The sequence below is a fragment of the Inhella sp. genome (assembly GCF_041912635.1).
GTDB lineage: Bacteria > Pseudomonadota > Gammaproteobacteria > Burkholderiales > Burkholderiaceae_C > Inhella.
In genome coordinates this window covers 20711-43092 of record NZ_JAYRMO010000011.1, presented here as the reverse complement: position 1 = coordinate 43092, position 22382 = coordinate 20711, and the positions used below count along the sequence as shown (strand labels likewise).

Annotated in this window: 19 protein-coding genes and 1 tRNA gene; 12 read left to right on the top strand and 8 right to left on the bottom strand. The window is 70.2% G+C overall.

The features are described from left to right. Window positions 1-189: 189 nt before the first annotated feature. From ACE3QP_RS08445 to ACE3QP_RS08410, 8 genes are all read left to right on the top strand, one after another. On the top strand, window positions 190-1437 hold the full coding sequence (locus ACE3QP_RS08445; RefSeq protein ID WP_374435158.1) for a nitrous oxide reductase family maturation protein NosD: 1248 nt from the start codon (window positions 190-192) through the stop codon (window positions 1435-1437). Then, complete coding sequence (locus ACE3QP_RS08440) at window positions 1403-2344, top strand: ABC transporter ATP-binding protein (RefSeq protein ID WP_374435157.1); 942 nt, start codon at window positions 1403-1405, stop codon at window positions 2342-2344. Before ACE3QP_RS08445 ends, ACE3QP_RS08440 begins: the two co-directional genes overlap by 35 nt. A 65-nt stretch (window positions 2345-2409) precedes the next feature. Beyond that, on the top strand, window positions 2410-3225 hold the full coding sequence (locus tag ACE3QP_RS08435) for an ABC transporter permease (protein ID WP_374435155.1): 816 nt from the start codon (window positions 2410-2412) through the stop codon (window positions 3223-3225). Next, complete coding sequence (locus ACE3QP_RS08430; RefSeq protein ID WP_374435153.1) at window positions 3222-3746, top strand: nitrous oxide reductase accessory protein NosL; 525 nt, start codon at window positions 3222-3224, stop codon at window positions 3744-3746. Before ACE3QP_RS08435 ends, ACE3QP_RS08430 begins: the two co-directional genes overlap by 4 nt. After that, window positions 3746-4342, top strand: coding sequence for a nitrous oxide reductase accessory protein NosL (locus ACE3QP_RS08425; protein ID WP_374435152.1), 597 nt, complete (start codon window positions 3746-3748; stop codon window positions 4340-4342). The genes ACE3QP_RS08430 and ACE3QP_RS08425 overlap by 1 nt, the downstream gene beginning before the upstream one ends. Further along, window positions 4339-5430 carry a hypothetical protein gene (locus tag ACE3QP_RS08420; protein ID WP_374435150.1) on the top strand — a complete coding sequence of 364 codons (1092 nt, stop codon included), beginning with the start codon at window positions 4339-4341 and terminating at the stop codon, window positions 5428-5430. Before ACE3QP_RS08425 ends, ACE3QP_RS08420 begins: the two co-directional genes overlap by 4 nt. Window positions 5431-5558: 128 nt before the next feature. Further along, complete coding sequence (locus tag ACE3QP_RS08415; protein ID WP_374435148.1) at window positions 5559-5852, top strand: hypothetical protein; 294 nt, start codon at window positions 5559-5561, stop codon at window positions 5850-5852. Window positions 5853-6013: 161 nt separating this feature from the next. Next, window positions 6014-6832 carry a helix-turn-helix domain-containing protein gene (locus ACE3QP_RS08410; protein ID WP_374435146.1) on the top strand — a complete coding sequence of 273 codons (819 nt, stop codon included), beginning with the start codon at window positions 6014-6016 and terminating at the stop codon, window positions 6830-6832. A gap of 141 nt (window positions 6833-6973) precedes the next feature. On the opposite strand, the gene ACE3QP_RS08405 is transcribed toward ACE3QP_RS08410, so the two are convergent. The 6 genes from ACE3QP_RS08405 to hrcA form a co-directional block, all read right to left on the bottom strand. Further along, window positions 6974-9040, bottom strand: coding sequence for a prolyl oligopeptidase family protein (locus ACE3QP_RS08405; protein WP_374435145.1), 2067 nt, complete (start codon window positions 9038-9040; stop codon window positions 6974-6976). 20 nt (window positions 9041-9060) lie between these two features. Beyond that, entirely contained in the window at window positions 9061-11856 is a 2796-nt protein-coding gene (locus ACE3QP_RS08400) for a TonB-dependent receptor plug domain-containing protein (RefSeq protein ID WP_374435143.1), read from the bottom strand. Between the two features lie 160 nt (window positions 11857-12016). After that, a tRNA-Ile gene (locus ACE3QP_RS08395) sits at window positions 12017-12093 on the bottom strand. 29 nt (window positions 12094-12122) lie between these two features. Beyond that, the gene (locus ACE3QP_RS08390; protein ID WP_374435141.1) at window positions 12123-13109 is read right to left on the bottom strand and encodes a hypothetical protein; all 987 of its coding nucleotides are present in this window, start codon (window positions 13107-13109) and stop codon (window positions 12123-12125) included. 18 nt (window positions 13110-13127) lie between these two features. Further along, complete coding sequence (locus tag ACE3QP_RS08385) at window positions 13128-15053, bottom strand: GspE/PulE family protein (RefSeq protein WP_374435139.1); 1926 nt, start codon at window positions 15051-15053, stop codon at window positions 13128-13130. A 79-nt stretch (window positions 15054-15132) separates the two neighbouring features. Beyond that, on the bottom strand, window positions 15133-16155 hold the full coding sequence (gene hrcA / locus ACE3QP_RS08380) for a heat-inducible transcriptional repressor HrcA (RefSeq protein ID WP_374435137.1): 1023 nt from the start codon (window positions 16153-16155) through the stop codon (window positions 15133-15135). Window positions 16156-16223: 68 nt separating this feature from the next. Between hrcA and ACE3QP_RS08375 the strand changes: the two genes are divergently transcribed. From ACE3QP_RS08375 to rapZ, 3 genes are read left to right on the top strand one after another with little or no spacing between them, the layout of a single operon-like run. Further along, window positions 16224-17102: an NAD kinase gene (locus tag ACE3QP_RS08375; RefSeq protein WP_374435135.1), complete on the top strand. Its 879-nt coding sequence runs from the start codon at window positions 16224-16226 to the stop codon at window positions 17100-17102. A 3-nt stretch (window positions 17103-17105) separates the two neighbouring features. Further along, window positions 17106-18758: a DNA repair protein RecN gene (gene recN / locus ACE3QP_RS08370; RefSeq protein WP_374435133.1), complete on the top strand. Its 1653-nt coding sequence runs from the start codon at window positions 17106-17108 to the stop codon at window positions 18756-18758. Then, window positions 18755-19672 (top strand): RNase adapter RapZ, encoded by a 918-nt coding sequence (gene rapZ / locus ACE3QP_RS08365; RefSeq protein WP_374435131.1) that lies wholly within the window; start codon window positions 18755-18757, stop codon window positions 19670-19672. The genes recN and rapZ overlap by 4 nt, the downstream gene beginning before the upstream one ends. Window positions 19673-19684: 12 nt before the next feature. Here the strand turns inward: rapZ and ACE3QP_RS08360 are convergent, their stop codons facing one another. Further along, the gene (locus ACE3QP_RS08360; RefSeq protein WP_374435129.1) at window positions 19685-20215 is read right to left on the bottom strand and encodes a hypothetical protein; all 531 of its coding nucleotides are present in this window, start codon (window positions 20213-20215) and stop codon (window positions 19685-19687) included. A 129-nt stretch (window positions 20216-20344) separates the two neighbouring features. After that, on the bottom strand, window positions 20345-20857 hold the full coding sequence (locus ACE3QP_RS08355; RefSeq protein ID WP_374435127.1) for a DUF1269 domain-containing protein: 513 nt from the start codon (window positions 20855-20857) through the stop codon (window positions 20345-20347). 216 nt (window positions 20858-21073) lie between these two features. Between ACE3QP_RS08355 and ACE3QP_RS08350 the strand changes: the two genes are divergently transcribed. Further along, a complete protein-coding gene (locus tag ACE3QP_RS08350) occupies window positions 21074-22375 on the top strand; it encodes an HD-GYP domain-containing protein (RefSeq protein ID WP_374435125.1) in 1302 nt (433 codons plus the stop codon). The last annotated feature ends 7 nt before the right edge of the window (window positions 22376-22382 follow it).

The window sequence follows — 22382 nt, the reverse complement described above, 5'->3', positions numbered from 1 at the left end:
TTCGCAGTCCCAGAAGGGGTATGGGAGCCATGTGAACCGGACGTGCAATCGCGGCCGACCCTAGGTCGGCTGCGTGCATTCAGCGCCTTTCTTTGGTCCCTTTCTTTGGCGCAGCAAAGAAAGGGACTCGCCTGCCGGGGCGAAATCCCGGCGGGCTCTCACAACAAGCTGTTCACCGTCGCAAGCGGTTTGCTGCTGGCGATCAACCTCCACGCCGCCACCCTGCGCGTCAAACCCGGCGAAGACCTCCAAGCCACCCTGGACCGTGCCGCCCCCGGCGACGTGGTGGAACTCGAACGCGCCAGCTACCAAGGCAACTTCGAGATCACCAAACCGATGACCCTGCGCGGCATCGAGCGCCCGCTGCTCAGCGGCGGCGGCAAGGGTCACACGCTGAAGATCAATGCGCCGGATGTCACCGTCGAAGGCCTGCGTATCACCGACTCGGGTGATTCGCTGGTGGACCAGCACGCCGGCATCCTCGTCGCTCCCGGCGCGCACCGCGCCGTCATCCAGCACTGCGCGCTCTCCTACAACCTGTTCGGCCTGTGGATCGAGAAGGCCAACGATGTGCGCGTGGAGCGCAACAACATCACCGGCAAGCGCGACCTGAACTCGCCGCAGCGTGGCAACGGCATCCAGCTCTACAACACGCGCGGCGCGCAGATCCTGTACAACGAGGTCAGCTTCGTGCGCGACGCGCTGTACGTGGATGTCTCGCACGACGCCGTGTTCCGTGGCAACAAGCTGCACCACAGCCGCTACGGCACGCATTACATGAACAGCTACCGCAACCTTTGGGAGGGCAACGAGAGCTACCGCAACCGCGGCGGCCTGGCCCTGATGGAGGTGCGCGACAACGTGGTGCGCAACAACCTGACCTGGGGCAACAGCGACCACGGAATCATGCTGCGCACGCTGCAGGACTCCGTCGTCGAAGGCAATGTGATCGCCGGCAATGCGCGCGGCTTCTTCATCTACGACGTCGAGTACGCCACGCTGAAGAACAACCTGGTGATCGACAACCAGGTCGGTGTGCACCTGGCCGCCCTCTCCACCCGCAACAAGGTGCAGGGCAACGACTTCATAGCCAACCGCGAGCAGGTCAAGTACGTGGGCGCCCGCGACGAAGCCTGGGGCGGCGGCAAGGCCGATGGCAACCACTACAGCAACTACCTGGGCTGGGACCGCAATGCCGACGGCGTGGGTGACCTGCCCTACGAGGCCAACGACCTGGTGGACCGCCTGAGCTGGCGCCACCCCACGCTCAAGCTGCTGATGGCCAGCCCCTCGGTGCAGGCCCTGCGCCTGGTATCGCAGCAATTCCCGGTGCTGCGCGCACCCTCGGTGGTGGACGCCCACCCGCGCATGCAGCCCCGCAACGCCCAATGGAGAGACTGGTTTGGACACCGCTTCATCAACTCCCCCGCCCGCTGAACCGATCGTTCTGGCCGGCGTGCGCAAGGCCTTCGGGCCGCTGCAGGCCGTGGCCGGCGTGGACCTGCGCGTGCCGCGCGGCGAGCTGTTCGGCCTGATCGGCCACAACGGCGCGGGCAAGAGCACGCTGTTCCGCATCATGCTGGGCCTGACCACCGCCGACAGCGGGCGCGTGGAAGTGGCCGGCGTGGCCGTGGGCGGCCCGCAGTGGCGCGAGGCGCGCCGGCGCATCGGCTACCTGCCCGAGCAGCTGGCGCTTTACGACAACCTCAGCGGCCGCGAGACCCTGGCCTTCTTTGCCAAGCTCAAGGGCGCGCCGCGCGCGCAGATCGATCAGCTGCTGGAGCTGGTGGGCCTGGGCCATGCCGCCGAACGGGCGGTGCGCACGTACTCCAAGGGCATGCGCCAGCGCCTGGGCCTGGCCCAGGCCTTGCTGGGCGATCCGCAGGTGCTGTTCCTGGACGAGCCCACCAACGGCCTGGACCCGCAGGCGATCAAGGAGTTCTACGAGCTGCTCGGTGCCTTGAGCGCGCGGGGCACCACCATCCTGATCACCTCGCACATCCTGGCCGAGCTGCAGCAGCGCGTGGACCGGCTTGCCATCCTGGCCAATGGCAAGGTGGTGGCGCAGGGCAGCGTGCAGGCCCTGCGCGAGCAGCTGGCCCTGCCGCTGACGCTGACCCTGCGCGGCACGCCCGAGCTGCTGCAGGCCGCGCGCGAGGCCGCCGGCGACTGCGCGCGTGCGCTGCTGCTGCAGAACGCCCCAAATGCGGCCCTGCAGCTGCACTGCGAGCGCCATCGCAAGATGGAGCTGCTGGCGCGGCTTGCACCGCTGGCCGGGCGTCTGGCGGATCTGGAGATCACCGAGCCCTCGTTGGAAGACCTGTACTTCGGGGTGGCGGCATGAAGGCCGCCCTCCTCGCTGCGGAGGCCCTCCAGGCCGCTGCACCCGCGCTTCCGGAGCCCCGCCCCATGCACGCCCCCATCCTCACCCTGGCCGCCAAGGAACTGAAGGAACGCCTGCGCAACCGCTGGGTGCTGGCGGTGGCGGCGGTGTTCACGCTGTTCTCGCTGCTCATCACCTACTTCGGCGCGGCGCAGCAGGGGCAGGTGGGCGCGCAGTCGCTGGGCTACACCATCACCTCGCTGGTCAGCTTGGTGATCTACCTGCTGCCGTTGATCGCCCTGCTGCTGGGCTTTGACGCCATCTGCGGCGAGCGCGAGCGCGGCTCGCTGGAGCTGCTGCTGGCCCACCCCTTGAGCCGCGTGGAGCTGCTGCTGGGCAAGTACCTGGGCCTGGCCGCCGCGCTCTCCATTTCCACCTGCGCAGGTTTCCTGCTGGTGGGCCTGCTGCTGGCGCGCCAGTTCGGTGCCGCCGCCACCTTCATGCATTACGGCGGCTTCGTGCTCAGCGCCACCCTGCTCGGCCTGGCCTTCCTGAGCCTGGCCCTGCTGGTCTCGGTGCTGGCGCGCGAACGCACGCGCGCCTCGGGCCTGGCCATCGTGCTCTGGTTCTTCTTCGTGCTGGTGTTCGACCTGGCGCTGCTCGGCCTGCTGGTGGGCAGCGGCGGGCAATGGGCCGGTGACTGGTTCGCCTGGCTGCTGCTGCTCAACCCCGCGGACGTGTTCCGCATCTTCAATGTGTTCTCGCTCGACCAGGTCGGCGGCTTGTTCGGCCTGGGCGCACTGGTGCCGCCGGCCTTCGGCAACAGCCTGCTGATGGGGGGCGTGCTGCTCGGCTGGATCACCCTGCCGCTGGGCCTGGCGATCTGGAGATTCAAGCCATGACTTCATTGATGACGCGCCGGCGCGGCCTGTGCTGCCTGGCCTGCCTGCCCCTGTTCAGCGCCTGCGGCCAGCAGGCCGCCAGCAGCAGCGGCCCGCTGGAAATCCAGGCCGGCACCAGCTGCGAGCTGGACGGCATGCTGCTGGCCGACTACCCTGGCCCGAAGGCCCAGATCCACTACCAGGACCGCCCCGAGCCGCAGTTCCTGTGCGACACGGTGGAGATGTTCAGCCTGCTGCTCAAGCCCGAGCAACTGCGCCCCGTGCGCGCCGTGTACGTGCAGGACATGGGCAAGGCCGATTGGGAACACCCGGTGGGCCATTGGATCGATGCCAAGCAGGCCTTCTTCGTGCGCGGTAGCAAACGCCGCGGCTCGATGGGCCCCACGCTGGCCAGCTTCGCCCAGCGCGCCGATGCCGACGCCTTCGTCAAGCAATGGGGCGGCACGGTGCACGCGTTCGCGCAGGTCACGGTGGAGATGGTGGACCTGAGCGGCGGCGCGCTGCACGACACGCGCATGTGATGCGCCGCCGTCTGCTCGCCGTAGCGGCCCTGGGGGGGCTGGGCGTGCTGGCCGCGCGTGCCTGGCCGAGCCGCGCTCCGGCAGCGCTGCCGGATCTGGGCGCCGAGCTTTGCGTCAGCGCCCCGCCCTTCCCCTACGACCCGGCCAGCGGGCTGGCCGCTGACGCTCCGCGCCCGGTGCCGTCGGAGGCTCGCTGCCCCGTCTGCGGCATGTACCCGGCCCGCGCGCCGCGCTGGGCCGCGCAGGCCCATTTCGACGACGGCGCAGCTCTGTTCTTCGATTCGCCGCTGATGCTGATGCTCTGGCTGCAGTCCGTGCCCCGCTACAGCCCGGGCCGGCGGGCCGACGAGCTGCATGCGCTCTGGGTGCAGGACCATCTGAGTGGCGAGTGGCTGCCCGCCCAGGCCGCGCATTACGTCGCCGGCTCGGGCGCACTGGGGCCTATGCGCAACGGCAATCTGCCGCCCTTCGCCAGCGCCACCGCCGCCCAGGCCTTCGCGCGCCAGCGCGGCGGCCTGGTGCTGGGCTTTGAGGCGGCGCGCGCGCCCGAGCGCCTGCGGGCGCTGGACACGCGCAGCCACCGGCACGCCGCATGAAGCGCCGGCACTTACTGCAGGCCCTGCCCGCGCTGGGCCTGGCACCCGCGGCCCAGGCCGGCGACGAAGGGCCTTGGCTGCTGTGCGGCCAGGAGCTGCTGCAGCTGCAGCCGGAAAGCTTGCAGGTGCTGCAGCGCAACGCCTTGCCCTGGCGGCCGGAGCTGCCCGCACAGCGTCAGGGTGAGACGGTCTGGCTGGCGCGGCGCAGCGGCGAGCTGCTGGCCCTGGACCTGCGCCGCGGCACGCAACGCCAGCAGCAGCTGGAGGGCGGCCTGCAGCAGCTGCTGCCCAGCGCCGATGGCGCCTGGCTGCTGGCCGCCAGCGCACAGGTGCTCCAGCTGATCGACACCGGCACGCTGCGTGAAGCTGCGCGCCACAGCAGCCACAGCGCCCTGCTACCCGCCCTGGCCCTGCCCGCGCGCCGCAGCCTGCTGCTGGCCCCACGCGAACGCGCGGAGCTGTGGGAGCTCTACCTCGACCCCGGCGCCGAAGACTTCTACGAAGGACTGGTGCACGATTTCCGCTTCGGCGAGGGCGTGCCCACGCGCGGCTTTCTCGGTCGACGCCGCATGGCGCTGGCCGCGCCCGCGCAGGCACTCTGGCAGCACCCGGCGCATTTCCATGTGGCCCTGCTGCAGGCGCCGCAGCAGCTGCAAATGTTCAACCTGGACGCCCGCCGCCCGGCCGGACGCCTGACGCTGCAGGCCGCCCTACAGGCTGCCTGCAGCTGGCAATGGCAGGGCCAGCCGGTGCTGGTGCTGGGCGTGGGCCACACGCTGCAGCTGGTCTCGTTCGACCGCGCCGAGGGCTTGGGGCAGCAAGCGCTCGGCCGGCCCGGCGAGCCCATCACCCAACTGCTCGGCAACGAGGAGGCCCTGTTCGTGCAAGCCGGCACGCGCCTGCTGCGCCTGGACGCGGGCTTGCAGCCGCAGGCCGAACAAGTGCTGCCGGGCAGCGACGCGCTGCACCGGGTGGGCACGCAGCTGTGGGCACGCAGCGCCGTGGGCTGGACCCTGCTGGATGCGCACAGCCTGCGCCCCTTGGGCGTACGCGCGTGCGCTCAACCCGCCAGCCAGCTGCTCGGTTGACAGGGCTTGCCCCCTGCGGGTGAGGGTCAACGGGGCGATCCCGCCGCCGTTGTCGGACCCATGCCGTGCTGCACGGCCGCTCCCTCCGGCTCGGAGCCCCTCAGAGCCCAGTCCACCAAGGTGATTCGATGTCCAAGACCCTGCTGCTTTCGATGCTGATGACTGTTTCGACCGGTGTCGCCCTGGCCCAGACCAGCCCCGCGCCAGCCACGCCGGCCACGAGCCCGGCCGCAGCCACGACCACCACCGCACCCGCCGCGCCTGCAGCACCGGCCGCCAGCGCTGCCGCCACCGCGGCCCCTGCCGCAGCTGCAGCCCCCGCGGCCCCGGCCAAGGCCACCGCCGCGAAGAAGGTGCATCCCGCCAAGGCGCCCGCTACGCCCGCCGTGCCACCGGCCCCGGCCAAGCCCGCCACGCCGTAAGCACGAACGCGGCCCCTCAGCCAACGGCCCTGCGGGGCCGTTTTCCTTTCCGGCATCCAGGGAGTGCCTTCCGCCATGCCCCCGGGTTCGTGGGGTATTCCCGCCGCAACCCGGAAAAACCTCAGGTCCGGTCGCCGCGTTTTTGGATCCAATATGCAATTGTGCAAACGCGACTCGCCCCCTTCCCCCTGCTGCGCCCGCTGCTCCCCGCAGCGGCGCCGCTTGGCGCGCAGGCGGACGCGGCGCAAACCCTGCTCGGCCCTTGCGACCTCAAGCTGGTGGAGCAGCTGTTCGATCAGCTGCCCGATGTCGTGTTCTTCGCCAAGGACCTGCAGGCCCGCTACGTGGCGCTGAACCACAGCCTGGTGCGGCGCAGCGGCCAGCGCAGCAAGCAGGCGCTGCTGGGCCGCACCGCGGCTCAGCTGTTCCCTGGCGCGATGGGTGAGAACTTCCTGGCCCAGGACCGCAACGTCATCAAGAGCGGCAAGCCCATCCACCGCTACCTGGAGCTGCATGTCTACGCCAACCGCGAGCCCGGCTGGTGCCTGACGCAGAAGCTGCCCTTGCACGACCCGCAGGGCGCGGTGGTGGGCGTGGCCGGCATCTCGCGCGACCTGGGCCTGCCGGACCGCAACAACCCCGTCTACCCGCAGGTGGCCGAGGTGGCCGAGCAGCTGCGCCGCAACTTCTCCGAACCCCTGCAGCTGACCGAGCTGGCGCGCGGCGCCGGTCTCAGCCTGGACCGCCTGGAGCGCCTGTTCCAGCGCATCTTCGAGATCACCCCGCGCGAGATGCTGCTGCAGGCCCGCCTGGACGCCGCCCGTGCGCTGCTGGAAAACGAGCCCCGCCTGAGCGTGGCCGCGATTGCCGCGCAATGCGGCTACAGCGACCACAGTGCCTTCACCCGCCAGTTCCGGTCCACGACCAGCTTGACGCCGAGCCAGTACCGGGCCTTGGTGGTGCAGCGCGCGGCTGCGTAGTTCTGGCGTGAACCGAGCGCGCAGAGGGCACGGGGTGGGTGCCTCCGCTCATGTCCTCCGACGCCAGCCGCAAGGCTGGCGTCGGAGGACATGAACGGAACAGGGCACCCCGGCGGCCTGATCACGCTCCACTCGAAGCAGTCACTGCTTCATCAGCTGATCAATCAAGAACGAATAGCTCAGTGCCCACATCGCCGTCGCCTGCGCGTTGTTCGCCGCACCGGCATGGCCGCCCTCACCGTTCTCCCAGTACAGCACCTTGTGCCCTTGGCTCTGCATCAGCGCCACCATCTTGCGGGCGTGCGCGGGGTGCACGCGGTCGTCGCGAGTGGAGCTGGTGTAGAGGATGGGCGGGTACTGGGCGTCCGGCTTGCTGTTGTGATACGGCGAGTAGGCGCCGATGACTTCCCAATCCGAAGGCTGATCGGGATCACCGTACTCGGCCATCCACGAAGCCCCGGCCAGCAGACGGTGGTAGCGCTTCATGTCGGACAGCGGCACCTGGCTGACCACGGCGCCGAACAGCTCGGGCCGCTGCTGCATGGCCACCTGCACCAGCATGCCGCCCAGGCTGCCGCCCAGGATGCCGAGCTGCTTGGGCGTGGTCAGGCCGCGGCGCTGCAGGTCCTCGGCCACGGCGATGAAGTCGTCGTAGCTGCGCTGCCGGCCGGCCTTCTGGGCCGACTGGTGCCAGCGCGGCCCGAACTCGCCGCCGCCGCGGATATTGGCCAGCACGTACTGCCCGTCCCGCGCCAGCCAGGCGCGGCCGGTGATGCCGCTGTAGTTCGGGCGCATCGAGATCTCGAAGCCGCCGTAGCCGTACAGCAGGGTCGGGCGCGGGCCGTTCGCCTTCTTCGCCCCCACCACGAAGTAGGGCACGCGCGTGCCGTCCTTCGAGGTGGCGTGCAGCTGCTGCACCTGCAGGCCCGCGGCATCGAAGAAGGCCGGCAGGGTCTTCAGCGTCTGGCGCGCGCTGCGCCCGGCCTCGCCCAGCTCCAGCGTGCTGGGCTGCAGGAAGCTGGACTGCGTGAGCAGGTAGGCATTGGCGCTGCGCCCGGCCAGCGCGCTCACCCACAGCGAGGCGAACTCCGGCGTGGCAATGCGGCGCTGCACCCAGCGGCCGCGCTCGCGCTTCCACTCGGTGAGCTGCTGGCGCACCTCGTCCATATGCACCAGCAGCAGAGCGTCGCGGGTGCGGGTGACGGACTGCAGGCCGCTGCGTTCGCCGGGCTCGAACAGCAGCTGGAACTCCTTGCCCTGGCCGGCCATGAAGGCGGCCAGCGGCGTGGCCAGCAGCGCGCCCGCCTTGAAGCTGCGGCCCGCCACCTGCCAGTCGGAGCGCAGCTCGATCAGCAGCTGGTCGCCAAACGGTGTGGCCGTGGCGTCCAGGGGTTTGGGGATCTCGCGCAGCTTGCCCTTCTCCAGCAGGTACTGCTCGCCGTCGAAGAAGCCGCGGCGGCGCTCCACCACCACACGGCTCCCTTCGGGTCCGGAATCCGTCCAGGTCCACAGGCTCATATCGCTGGGCGGGATCTCCAGCAGCGGCTTGGCCTGGTCCAGCGCCTGGCCACGCTGCCAGAGCTTGAGCTGGCGCGGGTAACCGGATTCCGTCAGCGTGCCGGGGCCGAAGTCCGTGTAGACGGCGACATGGTTGCCGTCCACCCAGCTCAAGCCCCCCTTGGCCTCGGGCAGCACGAACCCGCCCGGCACGAAGGCGCGCGTGCCGGTGTCGAACTCGCGCACCACGCGGGCGTCGGTGCCGCCGCGGCTCAAGGAGACCAGGCAGCGCCGGTCCTTCGGCGCCAGGCAACTCACGCCCTGCCAGACCCAGCTCTCGCCTTCCTGCTTGGCCAACTGGTCCAGGTCCAGCACCGGCTCCCACTGCGGATCGCCGCTCTGAAAGCTGGCCAGGCTGGTGCGGCGCCAGATGCCGCGCGGGTGCGCGGCGTCGCGCCAGAAGCTGTAGAGCTTGCCGTCACCCATTTGCTGCAGGGCGGGGATGCGGGCGGGCGAATCCAGCACCTCCTGGATCTCGCGCTGCAGTTGCGGGTACACGGGCAGGGCCTGCAACGCGGCCTCGGCCTGCTGGCGCTGCCGTGCCACCCAGGGGTCCACGTCCGCACCCGTCACCGCCTCCAGCCACAGGTAGGGGTCGACCTCGGCGGAGGCGGCCCCGGCCGAGGTGGCCAGGGCCAGCAGCGCGCTCATCAGAGCAGAGCGCGCGACGCTCACAGACGCCACTCCATGCCGAGTTTGAGCACACGGCCATCCAGCGGCAGCGCGGTGTTAGGCATGTGCTGCGTGGCGGTCTTCTGGCCCCAGAGGTTGAAGATGTTCAGCGACAGGCTCAGGTTCTTGGTCGGGTCCACCTTGGCCCACAGCGTGGTGCGGGTGGTGCTGGGCACCGCACAGCCACCGGCCGGCACGTCGCGCCCCTCGCAGCCTTCCTCGGTGTTCTGCGAATCCAGATAGCCCCAGGCCAGGCGCGTGCCCTTGGTGTGCGCAATGCGCGCCCCCACGCTCCAGCGGTCTTGTTTGAAGCCCAGGCGCACAGCCGCCGCCACGCGCGGCACGCCGCGCCAGCCGGCGTAGTTCTGCGAGTACTTGTTGCCCACCTGGTCCCAGCCGTGCTGGCTGATCAGGTAGGCCAGCTCGGCGCCGGCCTCGAACTGGCCGATCACCGTGCGCCACTTGCCACGCAGGTCCGCATCCACACCCGAAACCTTGCTGCGGTTCTGGTTCTGGTACTGCGCGCCGATGGTCTTGATGGGGCCGACGGCAAAGCCCAGGGTCTGGCCGGAGAGTTCCTTGATGCGGGCGGCGATGTCCTGGTCCAGCGCGGTCAGCGCGCCGCGCTGCACTAGGCCGCTCAGGCGGTCTTCGTCGGCCAGCACGCGGTCCACGTCGCGGGTGCCGATCTCGTCGCGGCGCTTGATGTGGTAATAGTCCGCCGCCAGGCTCAGCTCGCGCGTGGCCTGCCACACGAAGCCGGCGCTGAGGTTGTTGCTGTGCTCGGGCTTGAGGTCGGGGTTGGGTGTGACGGCGGCCGGGAAGCTCACCTCGCAACCCAGGGCGCGGGCGGTGCTGGCCAGCACCTTGTCGCCGGCGTTGCCGGTCTTCAGAATGGCCTCCATCTGCTTGGCGGTATTGCAGCGCTTGGGGTCCACGTACCCGTTGTTGAACCAGGAGGCGCCACCGTTGCCGGTCTCGGGCAGGCTGGGGGCGCGGAAGCCCTGGGTCAGGGTGCCGCGCACCAGCAGTTCGCTCACCGGCCGCCACGCCAGCGAGAACTTGGGCGTGACGGCGCCGAAGCCGTCCAGGTCCTTGTCACCGCGCAGGGCCGCGCTCAGCTCCAGGCTCTGGCCCAGCGGCACGGCCAGTTCGCCGAAGGCCGAGACCTGATCGCGCTCGCCGTCGATGGACACACCGGAGAACTGCACGATGCGGGCCTGCAGGATGTTGTCCATGCTGCGGTGCCAGAACTCCTCATGGCGCAGCTCGGCGCCCAGGGCCAGCATCACCGGCTTGTCGCCCAGGCGCAGCAGCTCGCGCGAGGCGCGCAAATCCACGAACTGCTGCTTGTACTCGCCGTCCGAACCCATCTCGGGGAACATCTTTTCCAGCAAGGCACGCGGGTTCTGCTGGCCAAACTTGTACTCACCGCTGACGATGGCGTCGTAGTAGGCATAGCGGTCGCGGTAGAGGTGCTGGCGCTGCGAGGCCCGCGAGCGCATCAGGCCCAGCGCGGCGTCCACGTCCCAGTCACCCCACACGCCCTCCACCCCGCCCAGCAGCCGGTACTGGGTGGAGGCGCCGACGTTCTTGAACATGTCGGGGTGGTCGGTGAAGCGGTAGTTCAGGCCAATGGGGAAACTGAAGGGGTTGCTGGCATGGCCGACCGGCAGCTGCGGGTCGACGAAGCTCTGCATCTCGCCCTTGATCGAGTCGTACCAGTTCAGCGCCACGCCATTCACATTGCTACGCGGCAGGGCGGTGTGGTAGTCGGTCTTGATGTCGGCACCCTGGAATTCGGCGTAGGCGGTCCAGTCGTTACTGAGCTTCAGGCGGCCACCGGCCAGGGCGGTGATGCGCTCACTCGGCGGCAGAGCGTCACTGTCCTTCCAGTAGTCGTACCAGCACAAGCCGTCGCGCAGCAGCTCCGGCGCACAGCCGGGGGCTGCCTGGTTGATGCGCTTGCCGGCCAGCGCCGGGTCGCTGTAATTGGCCGGGTAGCGGCCCACGTAGTTGCCGGGGAAGGAACCGGTGGATTGGTCCTTGCGCGTCGGGTTCTGCAGCAGGTACCACTCCGGCAGCAGCGGGCGGATGTCGGAGTCCTTGTAGCCATCGCGCTGGTAGAGCTCCACGTGGCCGTAGACATTGAAGCCCTGCGCGTCCATCGAGCCATAGCCGCCGGTCAGCGAGCCGGTGCGGGTCTTGTTCAGGAAGCTGTGGTCGGCGTTCTGCGTGGCGGCCAGGTTCAGTGCCAGCCCGGTGATGTTGCGGCGCGTGATGATGTTGACCACACCGCCGATGGCGTCAGAGCCATAGATGGCCGATGCGCCGTCCTTGAGGACCTCGACGCGCTCGACCACGTTGGCCGGAATGGCGTCGATGTTGGTGAAGTTCAGCTGTAGGCCGTCGGCAAAGCCATAGCTGGGCATGCGCCGGCCGTTCACCAGCACCAGGGTGCCGCCAGCGCCCAGGTGGCGCAGCGAGATGCCGCTGGCGCCGCTGGCCCAGGCATTGGCGCCGCTGAGCTCGCTGAGGGCGCTGCCGTCGTTGTTCGTCAGCGTGCCCAGGAAGCCGCTCAGGGTCATCGAGCCGGTCATCTGGATGTCCTCGCGACCCAGCACGGTGACAGGCTGCGAGGTCTCGGTCAGGCTGCGTTTGATGTGCGAGCCGGTGACGACCACCCGCTCCAGCGAGTCGGGCTGTTTGGACTGGGCCAGCAGGGCGGTGGAACTGAGGGCGGCGCAGGCCAGCAGGCAGGCCTTGACGAGGGGAGACAGCGCGGGGGATTTCACGGGATTCCTTGAAGGTTCGGGGGGCCGTTGCACGGGCCGCGAACGTTAGGAATCCGGAAACTTTCTGTCTTGATGCCAGGCCGCAGGCCCGCTGCGGGTTTCAGCACAAACGACAAGGGCCTGCAGCGCAGGCCCTTGTGGCGTGGGAATCAAGGCCCCTTGGTAGGCCGTGTTGGACTTGAACCAACGACCAAAGGATTATGAGTCCTCTGCTCTAACCGACTGAGCTAACGGCCCCGGGGGGCGCGCATTGTCTATCAAGCCCTTCAGAGTGCCAGCGAGGGCAACAGCGTGTGCGCCATGTCGGCGCGCGAGATGCGTGCCGGGATCTGGCCGTCCGGGCTGCCGGCGGCGAAGAGGTGCGGCGAATCCACCAGCTCGATCCAGCGCAGCGCGGGCATGCGCGCGCGTAGGGGCTCGAAGACGGCGCGGGCCTCGGGGTCGTCGAGCGGGATGCCGCTGATGATGGCGAAGGGCTCGCCGTCCCGCAGCGCGCGGTCCAGCTCGCCCAGACTCACCAGGCCATCGGCGTTCAGCCCGGCGCGGCGCAGCAGGCCGCTGGCCTGCACGCGGTAGCGCTCATCGGGTTCGATGATCAGCACGCGCGCGCCCTCCTTCCAGTGGAAGCGCGGCAGGCCCTGCACGTCGATGTCGCCCTGTGGCTGCCCCAGTTGCAGGCGCAGCACCCAGCTGCCGTGGGCCGGGGCGGGGCGCTCGCAGCGCCAGTCCTCGGCGCGCGCCAGCCACTGCAGCAGTTGGCCGTGCAGCTCGCCCAAACCCGGGCCGGAACCCGGGCCGCTGAGCTCGATCACCACGCCCTGCTGGGGCGAGGCGGCGGGCAGCACGCGCAGGCGCAGGCTGTCGCCGCTGGCCAGGCCGTGGGCAATCAGCAGGTCCAGTGCATGCTGCAGCTGGGCCGGCTCCAGCTCCACCAGGGCCGGCTCGCCTTCCACCTGCAGGCCCAGGCCACGGCGCTGCAGCTCGGGCAGCCAGTGGCGGCGCGCCGCCTGCGCGGCTTCCAGAATGGGCACCTGCTCCTTGGGCTGCCAGCCGGCCGCCCCCAGCGCATGCACCAGGGCCTGCAGTTCCAGGCCCAGCTGCTCCAGGCGGCCCAGCCGTTCACGCCCGGCCGGGCTGAGCGCGGACTCCTGCTGCAGCTCCAGGGCCAGCGCCGTCAGGCGTTCGCCCAGGCTTCCCAGCACACTGGGGGGAACGCCGGCCAGCGGCGAGGGGTGGGCGGTCGGGACAGGCATGAATGCTCTCCTCGTCAATCACTGGCTGCAGGCCGCCAGCACCTCGGGCAGGTCGGTCAGGCCGGCCAGCACCTTTTCGATGCCGTCCTGGCGCAGGCTGGTCATGCCGGCGCGGCGGGCGGCCGCAAACATTTCAACCGCCGGCGCGCGGCGGCGGATCAGCTCACGCAGCGCATCATCCGCCAGCACCAGCTCATGGATGCCCAGGCGCCCGTGGTAGCCGCTGCCGCCACAGCTCTGGCAGCCCTGGCGGCGGTACTGGCGCAGCTGTCCCTCGACCCCGTAGTCACGCCGCCAGCGTGCGGCCACGGCCGCTTCATCGGCCCCCACCTGACCCTGCAGGTACAGGCGCAGCAGGGAACGCTCGGCGCGCTCGTCCAGGGGTTCGGCGATGCGGCAGTCGGTGCACAAACGGCGCACCAGGCGCTGGGCCAGCACGGCGAGCAGCGAGTCCGAGAACATGAAGGGGTCGAGACCGATCTCCAGCAGGCGGGTGACGGACTCGGGCGCCGAGTTGGTGTGCAGCGTGGACATCACCAGATGCCCGGTCAGCGAGGCCTCGACGGCGATGCGCGCGGTTTCCTCGTCTCGCATCTCGCCGATCATGATGATGTCGGGGTCGGCGCGCAGGAAGGTGCGCATGGCAGCGGCAAAGGTCCAGCCGATGCGCGGATTCATCTGCACCTGGCGCAGGCCCTCCTGGCTGATCTCGATCGGGTCCTCGGCGGTCCAGATCTTGCGTTGCTCCTGGTTGAGCTCGCGCATCACCGAATGCAGGGTCGTCGTCTTGCCGCAGCCGGTGGGGCCGCAGATCAGCAGCAGGCCATAGGGTTTGGCCATGATCTGACGCAGTCCGGCCAAATTGGCCGGCGCCAGCCCGATGGCGTCCAGCGGGAGGGGCTTGATGCCGCCGAGCAGGCGCAGCACCACGTCTTCCAGGCCCCCGCTGGTGGGCACGGTGACCATGCGCAGTTCCATGCGCGCACCACCGAAGCGGGCGAAGTCCAGCTTGCCGTCCTGCGGGCGGCGGTGCTCGGAGATGTCGAGCTCGGCCATGATCTTCAGCCGCGCCACGATGGCGTAGCGCACGCGTGCCGGCAGGTCCAGGTGGCGGCGCAGCTCGCCGTCCACGCGCAGGCGCACGCGCACCGGGTGCGGGGGCTCGAAGGTCTCGATGTGGATGTCCGAGGCGCGCAGCTCCATCGCGTCCTGGATCAGCCGGTTGACCAGGCGCACCAGGGTGTTGTCCGATTCGGACACCACCTCCGCGGTGGTCTCGGGCTCGTCGTCATGGGCAAGGTCGCGTGCCAGCTCGGTCAGGCTGGTGGGTGCCGGGCTGGCCACTGGCGCCTTGCGCGGCAGGCCGGCCGTCAGGCGGTAGGCGCGCGCCAGGGCGGGCGCCAACGTGCCGGGCAGCGGCAGCACCGGGCGCACGCGCAGCTCGGTGGTGAAGCGCAGCATCTCCAGCAGGCGGTGGTCCCAGGGGTCGGAGACAGCCACGACCAGGGTGTCGCCGCGGATCATCAGCGGCAGCACGGCCTCGCGGTCGGCCAGGCTGGCCGGCACGCGCGCCAGCGCCTCCTGCTCGGGCTGGAACTGATCCAGATCGACGGTGGGCACACCCATCCAGGCAGCCAGCATGGTGCGCAACTGCGCGGGCGTCAGCAGGCCCAGCAGCACCAGCACCTCGCCAAAGGGCACATGCTGGGCCAGCGCGCCCTGGTAGCGCAGCGCCTGGCGCAGCTGCTGGGGGTGCAGCAGGCCGGCTTCCACCAGCGCATCGCCCAGGTGCGGCGCCTGGCGCTCGGGCTCGCGGTCCAGCTCGGACCAAAGCCGCTCGGCATCGCCGCCGAACACCGCCGGGGCGGCGGGAGCGGGTGGCCCCAGCCCATCCAGGGCCGCGGGAACGGTGTCGTGCTCTTCGTGCTCTTGGCCGTCGCTCATGGCACCAGCCTAGCGGCTGGCCGCCCGGCGGGGCTTGATTTGTCGCAATTTGTTGTGCGCCCTCGTCAGGCGCCACCCCTCAGGGCCGGCCCTGGCTCAGCGCCTGGCCCACCATGCGCGAGGTGATGTCGACGATCTGGATCATGCGCTCGTAGGGCATGCGCGTGGGGCCGATGACACCCAGGGTGCCGACCACCTGACCGTCCACCTCGTAGGGCGCGCTGACGATGCTCAGCTCCTCGAAGGGCACGACCTGGCTCTCGCCGCCGATGAAGATGCGCACGCCCTCGGCGCGGCTGCTCACGTCCAGCAGGCGCATCAGCTGCGCCTTTTCTTCGAACAGGCCGAAGAGGCGACGCAGGCTGCTCAGATCCTGGCCGAAGTCCTGCACCGAGAGCAGGTTGCGCTCGCCGCTGATGACGACCTGATCCTGCTGGGCGGCGTCGTCGTCGGAGACCTGCACGGCCGCGCTCATCAAGCCGGCGATCTCGCCGCGCAGCTGCTCGACCTCGACCCGGATGCGCTCGCGCACCACCTCCAGGGCCAGGCCGGTGTACTGGGCGTTCAGGCGGTTGGCCGCCTCGGTCAGCTCGCTTTGGTTGTGGTCCTGCGCAGTCATCACCACGCGGTTTTGCACGTCGCCGTCGGGGCTGACGAGGATCACCAGCACGCGCCGCTCGCCCAGGCGCAGGAATTCGATGTGGCGGAACACCGAGGGCTTGCGCGGCGCCGTGATGACGCCGACGAAGCTCGACAGGCTGGACAGCATCTGCGCCGCATGGGTGATGACGCGCTGCGGCTGATCGGGCTGCAACTGGCCTTCCAGCGCATGCACCTCGCGCTCCAGCAGGCTGGGGCGGGCGGTGAGCATGGTGTCCACGAACAGGCGGTAGCCCAGCGCCGTGGGGATGCGGCCGGCGCTGGTGTGCGGGCTGGCAATCAGGCCCAGTTCCTCCAGATCGGCCATCACGTTGCGGATGGTGGCCGGGCTCAGCTCCAGGCCCGAGGCCTTGGACAGCGTGCGCGAGCCCACGGGCTGGCCGTCGGCGATATACCGCTCCACCAGGGTTTTCAGCAGGGATCTTGCGCGCTCGTCCAGCATGGGCGCGATTCTAGGAAGCCCATCCACGCCCGCAGGCGCGCAATATCCCCATGCTGTAATTCCGCGCCATGTCGGGACCCCGTTTCAAGCATGTCGCCATCGTGGCCAAACACCAGGCTCCGACCAGCGGCCCCATCGTCGAGCAGATCCGCCAGTTCCTGCGTGCGCAGGGCCTGAAGGTCAGCCTGGAGCGCCACAACGCCGAATCGGCCGATCTGGCCGGCTACCCGGTGCTGGATGCCCAGGAAATCGGCCAGCAATGCGATCTGGCCGTGGTGGTGGGCGGCGACGGCACCATGCTGGGCTTTGCCCGCGAGGTGGCGCGCTACGGCATTCCGCTGGTGGGCATCAACCAGGGGCGCCTGGGTTTCATCACCGACATCCCGGCCGACCAGTTCCGCGAGGCGCTCACGCCCATCCTGGCGGGTGATTACGAAACCGAGCAGCGCAGCATGCTGGAAGGCGCGGTGTGGCGCGACGGCCAGAACATCTTCTCCGGCCTGGCCCTGAACGATGTGGTGGTGAGCCGCGGCGCCGCCGCCGGCATGGTGGAGCTGCGCATCCATGTGGGCGAGGAGTTCGTCGCCAATGTGCGCGCCGACGGTGTCATCGTCGCCTCGCCCACCGGCTCCACCGCCTACGCCTTGAGCGCCGGCGGGCCGCTGCTGCACCCCTCGATCGCCGGCTGGGTGATGGTGCCCATCGCCTCGCACGGGCTCTCGAACCGGCCCATCGTGCTGCCGGACCGTGGCGTCGTCAGCCTGGAAGTGGTGGCCGGGCGCGATGCCTCGGTGAACTTCGACATGCAATCGCTGACCCATGTGCAGCACGGCGACCGCGTCACCGTGCAGCGCAGCCAGCACCATGCGCTGTTCCTGCACCCGACCGGTTGGAGCTATTACGCCACCCTGCGCCGCAAGCTGCGCTGGTATGAAGGTGGATCCTGACCCATGTTGCGCCGACTCTCCCTGCGGGACTTCGTCATCGTCCCGAGCCTTGAACTCGACTTCGAACCCGGCTTTGCCGCGCTAACCGGCGAGACCGGTGCCGGCAAGTCCATCCTGCTCGATGCCCTGCAGCTGCTGCTGGGCGGCCGCGGCGACTCCACGGTGGTGCGCGAGGGCTGCCCGCGTGCCGAGCTGAGCGCCGAGTTCGACCTGCCCGCCCCCGCCCGCGCCTGGCTGGAGGACGCCGGCTTCGGCACCGAAGAGCTGCTGCTGCGCCGCGTCATCGACGCCCAAGGCAAGAGCCGCGCCTGGATCAATGGCAGCGCCGCCACCGTGGGCCAGCTGGCCGAGCTGGGCGAATGGCTGATCGACATCCATGGTCAGCACGCCTGGCAGAAGCTGACCCGCCCGGGCAGCGTGCGCGCCCTGCTGGACGATTACGCCGAGGTGGACGTCAGCGCCCTGGCCCAGACCCACGCCGCCTGGCGCGCCGCCCAGCAGTCCCTGCAGGACGCACAGACGCGCCAGGACAGCCTGCTGCGCGAGCGCGAACGCCTGCAGTGGCAGCTCGACGAGATCGCCAAGCTCGGCCCCGGGGCCGACGAGTGGCCGGAGCTGAACGCCGAACACCAACGCCTTTCGCACGCTCAGGCCCTGATCGACGCCAGCCGCCTGGCCCTGGAAGCCCTGAGCGAAGCCGAGGACAGCGCCGACGCGCGCCTGAACCAGGCCACGCATGCGTTGCAGGAAGTGGTGGGCTTCGATGGGCAGCTGCAATCCGCCCTGGACGCCCTGGCCGGCGCCCAGGCCCAGCTGGACGACGCCGCCCACACCCTGCGCGCCTACCTGCACGCCGCCGAGCCCGACCCCGGCCGCCTGGGCGAGCTGGACGAGCGCCTCTCCAGCTGGATGCAGCTGGCGCGCCGCTACCGCCGCCCGCCGGCCGAACTGCCGGCCCTGCAGCAGCAATGGCAGCAGGAGCTGGCCGCGCTGGACGCGCAATCCGACCTGGCCGCGCTGCAGGCCGCACTTGAAGCCGCACGCCGCGCCTTCGACGCCGCGGCGGCCAAGGCCAGCAAGCAGCGCCGCGCGCAGGCGCCCAAGCTCGCCAAGGCCGTGAGCGAAGCCATGCAGCAGCTCGGCATGGCGGGTGGCCGGCTGGAGATCGAACTGCTGGCGCAGGAGCAGCCGCAGAGCTTTGGCATGGAGTCGGCCGAGCTGCTGGTGGCCGGCCACGCCGGTGCCACGCCGCGGCCGCTGGCCAAGGTGGCCTCGGGCGGCGAGCTTTCGCGCATCGCATTGGCCCTTGCCGGGTGCACCGCCAAGGCCGATCGCCATGGCGCGCCGACCTTGATCTTTGACGAGATCGACGCCGGCGTGGGCGGCGCCGTGGCCGAAACCGTCGGCCGGCTGATGCAGCAGCTCGGCACCGAACGCCAGGTGCTGGCCGTCACCCACCTGCCGCAGGTGGCCGCCTGTGCCGACGCGCACTGGGTGGTGGCCAAGGCGGCGGGCAAGACCGGTGTGGCCAGCCAGGTGCGCGCGGTGCGCGGCGAAGAGCGCGTGCACGAAATTGCGCGCATGCTGGGCGGCGCCACACGCAGCGAGGCCGGCCTGGCCCATGCGCAGGAACTCTTGGAAGGGGCGGCACGATGACGGACACAAACCCGGAAGGGCTGCGCGAGCTGGTGCTCGTCACCGGCATGAGTGGCGGCGGCAAGTCCATCGCCATGCATGCGCTGGAAGACGCCGGCTTCTTCTGCATCGACAACCTGCCGCCCGAGCTGCTGCTGAACTTCATGGCGCTGGAGCGCCAGCGCGAGGCGCGCCGCGTGGCAATTGCGGTGGACGTGCGCTCCAAGGGCTCGCTGCCCCATGTGCTGCCCCTGCTCAAGCAACTGCGCGCCGAGGGCCATGCGGTGCGCTCGATCTTTCTGGACGCCAGCACGGACGCCCTGCTGCGCCGCTTCAGCGAAACGCGCCGCCCGCACCCGCTGCGCGACGTGACCGGCGAGGAACGCGAGCACGGCGCGGCCGACGACTCCCGCCTGCTGCTGGATGCGATCGAGATCGAGCGCGAGCTGCTGGCCGCGCTGCGCGTGGAAAGCACCGTCATCGACACCAGCCTGCTGCGCCCGGCCCAGCTGCGCGCCTGGGTGCGCGACCTGGTGTCGGTGCGCGGCGGCTCGCTGACCCTGGTGTTCGAGAGCTTCGCCTTCAAGCATGGCGTGCCCTCGGACGCCGACTTCGTGTTCGACGTGCGCGTGCTGCCCAACCCCTATTACGTGCACGAGCTACGGGCGCTGACCGGCCGCGACGAACCGGTGGCGCAGTACCTGGACATGCAGCCCGAGGTGGCGCTGATGCGCAGCCAGATCGCCGCCTTCATGGACCAGTGGCTGCCGGCCTTCGCGGCCGACCAGCGCAGTTACCTCACTGTGGCCATCGGCTGCACCGGCGGCCAGCACCGCTCGGTCTACTTGGTGGAACAGCTGACCCTGCAGTTCGCCCACCGCGGCCAGGTGCTCAAGCGCCACCGCGAGCTGGATGCAGAGCGGGGCAGGCGCTGAGCACCTGCACGCTCAGGTGCCGCGCGCCTCGATGCGCACCAGCTGAAAGTGCACCTGCGCGCCCTTGGTCTGCAGCGCGACGACGCGCTGATCCTTGGGCTTGCCCACCTTGAGCACCAGGCCGCCAGCACCGGGTTCGGCGTCCTGGCAGCTCAGGGCCTCTTCGCCGCCCTTCGCAGCCGGTTTGGGCGCCTTGGCGCCTGAGTTTTCGGGCCGGCACTCCAGCACCGGGCCATAGGCGGCCATGGCCACGCGGTAGTAGCGCGCCACCTCGTCGAAGCGGTCGGCGCTGGCGTACTTGCCCACCGCCAGGTGCAGGCCGAAGGCACCGCCCCACAGACCCAGGGTCACGGCGCCTTTGTCCTTGGCGTCGTCACGCTGCGGCTGGGCGCCGGGGTACAGGGGCAGGCCCAACTCCTTCTGGGTGGCCTGCTCGCGCAGCTCGATGCCGGCCTTAAAGCCACCGAGCTGACCCTCCTGGGCCTGGGCGCCGCCGAGCAGGGAACCGGCCAGCAGGAAAAACAACAACTTAGAGCGGGACATGGCGGTCTCCTGACATCACGAATGAGGTCAGATTAGGGAGCGCCAGCGCCCCGCGCAGCCCTGCTGCGATGCACTGCACGGGGCGGCGCCTGAACGGGCACCGTGCCGGATCAGGCGGCTCTCAGCTTCTCAGGGGAAAGCCGGAATATGGGGCTCCAGGCCCTCCGAATGCCCCTCGGGGTGACGCGCCTGCAGCAGGGCTTCGACCGCTTCCACACGGGTGCGCGGCACATCCACCATCAGCAGGTATTCGCCGCTCTCGATCGCCTGCTCGAAGCGCTTCAGGCGCCGGCTCGGGGTGGAGCTGCCGATCATGCTGGCGCTCCAGGTTCCCAGGGCCGCGCCCACACCGGCCATCAGCATCACCACGCCGGCCGCGCGCGAGCTGCCATCCACCAGCAGGTAGGCGGCCAGCACGCCCGCCGCGCCCCCCAGGGCAGCGCCGATGCCCAGGCCGACCTGCGCGGCCTCCACCAGATCCGAGGTCTGCAGGATGTTGGCCGGGTGCAGGCCCTCCATCTCGGCCCCCTCGCGGGCCGCGAAGTGGATATGGCCTTCCTCGATCCGGGCCAGCAGCAGGTCGTCCATGACCTGGCGGGCACTGCGGTGGTTGGGCAGCAGCCAGTAGATGCGTTTGCGCATGGCGGTTTCCAAAGGCGGCCACGCGGGCGGGCCGCTGCGCCCAAGGTACGCCGATCGCCCGGCCCGGGCAAGCGCCGCCCAGCCACTTCAGCCTCCCTCGATCCAGGCCCCAGCCGCTCCTTCTCTTGGAGGAATAGCCCGGCTTTCGCTTGGCGAGCGCGCATTCCACCCACAAGATGAGCAGAGCAACAGCAGGACTGGCACCAGGGAGCCACCATGGGTACGCACCAAGAAGCCGCCGAGGTCAACCCGCACTACTTGAACCACCTGCTGGCCTGCGGGGCCCGGCAGGAGCTGATGGCCAGCCGGGACATCTTGGCGGAGGGCGGTGCCTGCCTGCTGAGCCAGGGCAGCTGCATCGGCCCCGCGGCACGTGAAGTACTGCTGCTGAACCGCCTGGCCCGGCCGCTGGAGGAGTGCGTGCAATTTCAGCACCCCGTCACCGGCCCGCAGCTGGCAGAACAGGCGCAGCGCTTGCTGGAAACCGATGAACTGCTGGCCCCGCTCTGCCCGGCCGGGCGCGGCCGGCCGCTGCCGGAATCCCTGGGCCGGCTGGAACTGACCCCACCCGCGCAGGCCTTGCTGACCCTGCTGGCCGACCAGCAGCGCCTGCCGCACGCGCTGCGGGTCGCCCTGCTCACCCTGAGCCAAGCCCGACGCCTGCTGCCCGGCCAGGTGGAACGTCACCAGCAGCTGGCGCTGGCCGCCCTGCTGCACGATGTGGGCGAGCTCTACCTGGACCCCGAACTGCTGGGCCAGGCCGACACCCTGGCGGCGCTGCAGTGGCGGCCGATTGCCAGCCATCCGCTGATCGCCCACCGCGTGCTGCAGCGCATGGAAGGCGCGGGCCCGGCGGTGGCGGCGGCGGTGCTGGACCACCACGAACGGCTGGACGGCTTCGGCTTTCCGCGCGGCATTGCTCAAGGCGCCTTCCCGCTGGACCACCAGGTGCTGGCCGCGGCCGAGTGGCTGGCCGGCTTGCTGGAGGCCGGCGGCAGCGCGCTCCTGCGCGCCAGCATCGCCGCCCGGCTGATTCCCGGTGAGTTCCACCCCGCCCTGCTGGGCTGGGTTCACCAGGCGGCCCAGGCCCCACAGGCGCGCAACTGGGAGCCCGCCCCGCTGGCCCTGGGCCAGGTGCGGGTAGAGCGTCTGGCACGCGCCCTGCAGCAGGCGCGCACCCTGCTGCCCTGGGCCAGCCAGCAGCAGCAACGCGCCAGCGCCACCTTGAGCCAGCTGCTGGACCTGCACCTGGCCCGGCTGCGCCGCCTGCTGGCGGGCTTCAGCAGTGCGGGGCTGGACAGCCTGACGCCCGACGCCCTGCTGCACAGCGTGGCCGAGGCGCAGGACGCCGAGCTGAAGCGCGATCTGCAGGCCCTGGTCGACGAGTTCTGTTGGCGCCTGCAGGAACTGGAGCGCGAGGCCCTGCTGCACAGCAGCCGGTTGGGGGCGCAGGAAGCCGCCGTGCTGCAGCGCCTGCTGGCGCAGCTGAACGAGCCCGCGCAGCGCGCGGCAGCCTGAGCCGGCC

What these genes read in the sequence shown, in the direction of transcription:
- ACE3QP_RS08415 (WP_374435148.1), top strand. Translation starts at nt 5,559, where the DNA reads ATGTCCAAGACCCTGCTGCTTTCGATGCTGATGACTGTTTCGACCGGT.
- ACE3QP_RS08425 (WP_374435152.1), top strand. Translation starts at nt 3,746, where the DNA reads ATGCGCCGCCGTCTGCTCGCCGTAGCGGCCCTGGGGGGGCTGGGCGTG.
- ACE3QP_RS08430 (WP_374435153.1), top strand. Translation starts at nt 3,222, where the DNA reads ATGACTTCATTGATGACGCGCCGGCGCGGCCTGTGCTGCCTGGCCTGC.
- rapZ (WP_374435131.1), top strand. Translation starts at nt 18,755, where the DNA reads ATGACGGACACAAACCCGGAAGGGCTGCGCGAGCTGGTGCTCGTCACC.
- ACE3QP_RS08390 (WP_374435141.1), bottom strand. Translation starts at nt 13,109, where the DNA reads ATGCCTGTCCCGACCGCCCACCCCTCGCCGCTGGCCGGCGTTCCCCCC.
- ACE3QP_RS08385 (WP_374435139.1), bottom strand. Translation starts at nt 15,053, where the DNA reads ATGAGCGACGGCCAAGAGCACGAAGAGCACGACACCGTTCCCGCGGCC.
- hrcA (WP_374435137.1), bottom strand. Translation starts at nt 16,155, where the DNA reads ATGCTGGACGAGCGCGCAAGATCCCTGCTGAAAACCCTGGTGGAGCGG.
- ACE3QP_RS08375 (WP_374435135.1), top strand. Translation starts at nt 16,224, where the DNA reads ATGTCGGGACCCCGTTTCAAGCATGTCGCCATCGTGGCCAAACACCAG.
- ACE3QP_RS08360 (WP_374435129.1), bottom strand. Translation starts at nt 20,215, where the DNA reads ATGTCCCGCTCTAAGTTGTTGTTTTTCCTGCTGGCCGGTTCCCTGCTC.
- ACE3QP_RS08420 (WP_374435150.1), top strand. Translation starts at nt 4,339, where the DNA reads ATGAAGCGCCGGCACTTACTGCAGGCCCTGCCCGCGCTGGGCCTGGCA.
- ACE3QP_RS08405 (WP_374435145.1), bottom strand. Translation starts at nt 9,040, where the DNA reads ATGAGCGCGCTGCTGGCCCTGGCCACCTCGGCCGGGGCCGCCTCCGCC.
- ACE3QP_RS08350 (WP_374435125.1), top strand. Translation starts at nt 21,074, where the DNA reads ATGGGTACGCACCAAGAAGCCGCCGAGGTCAACCCGCACTACTTGAAC.
- ACE3QP_RS08435 (WP_374435155.1), top strand. Translation starts at nt 2,410, where the DNA reads ATGCACGCCCCCATCCTCACCCTGGCCGCCAAGGAACTGAAGGAACGC.
- ACE3QP_RS08355 (WP_374435127.1), bottom strand. Translation starts at nt 20,857, where the DNA reads ATGCGCAAACGCATCTACTGGCTGCTGCCCAACCACCGCAGTGCCCGC.
- recN (WP_374435133.1), top strand. Translation starts at nt 17,106, where the DNA reads ATGTTGCGCCGACTCTCCCTGCGGGACTTCGTCATCGTCCCGAGCCTT.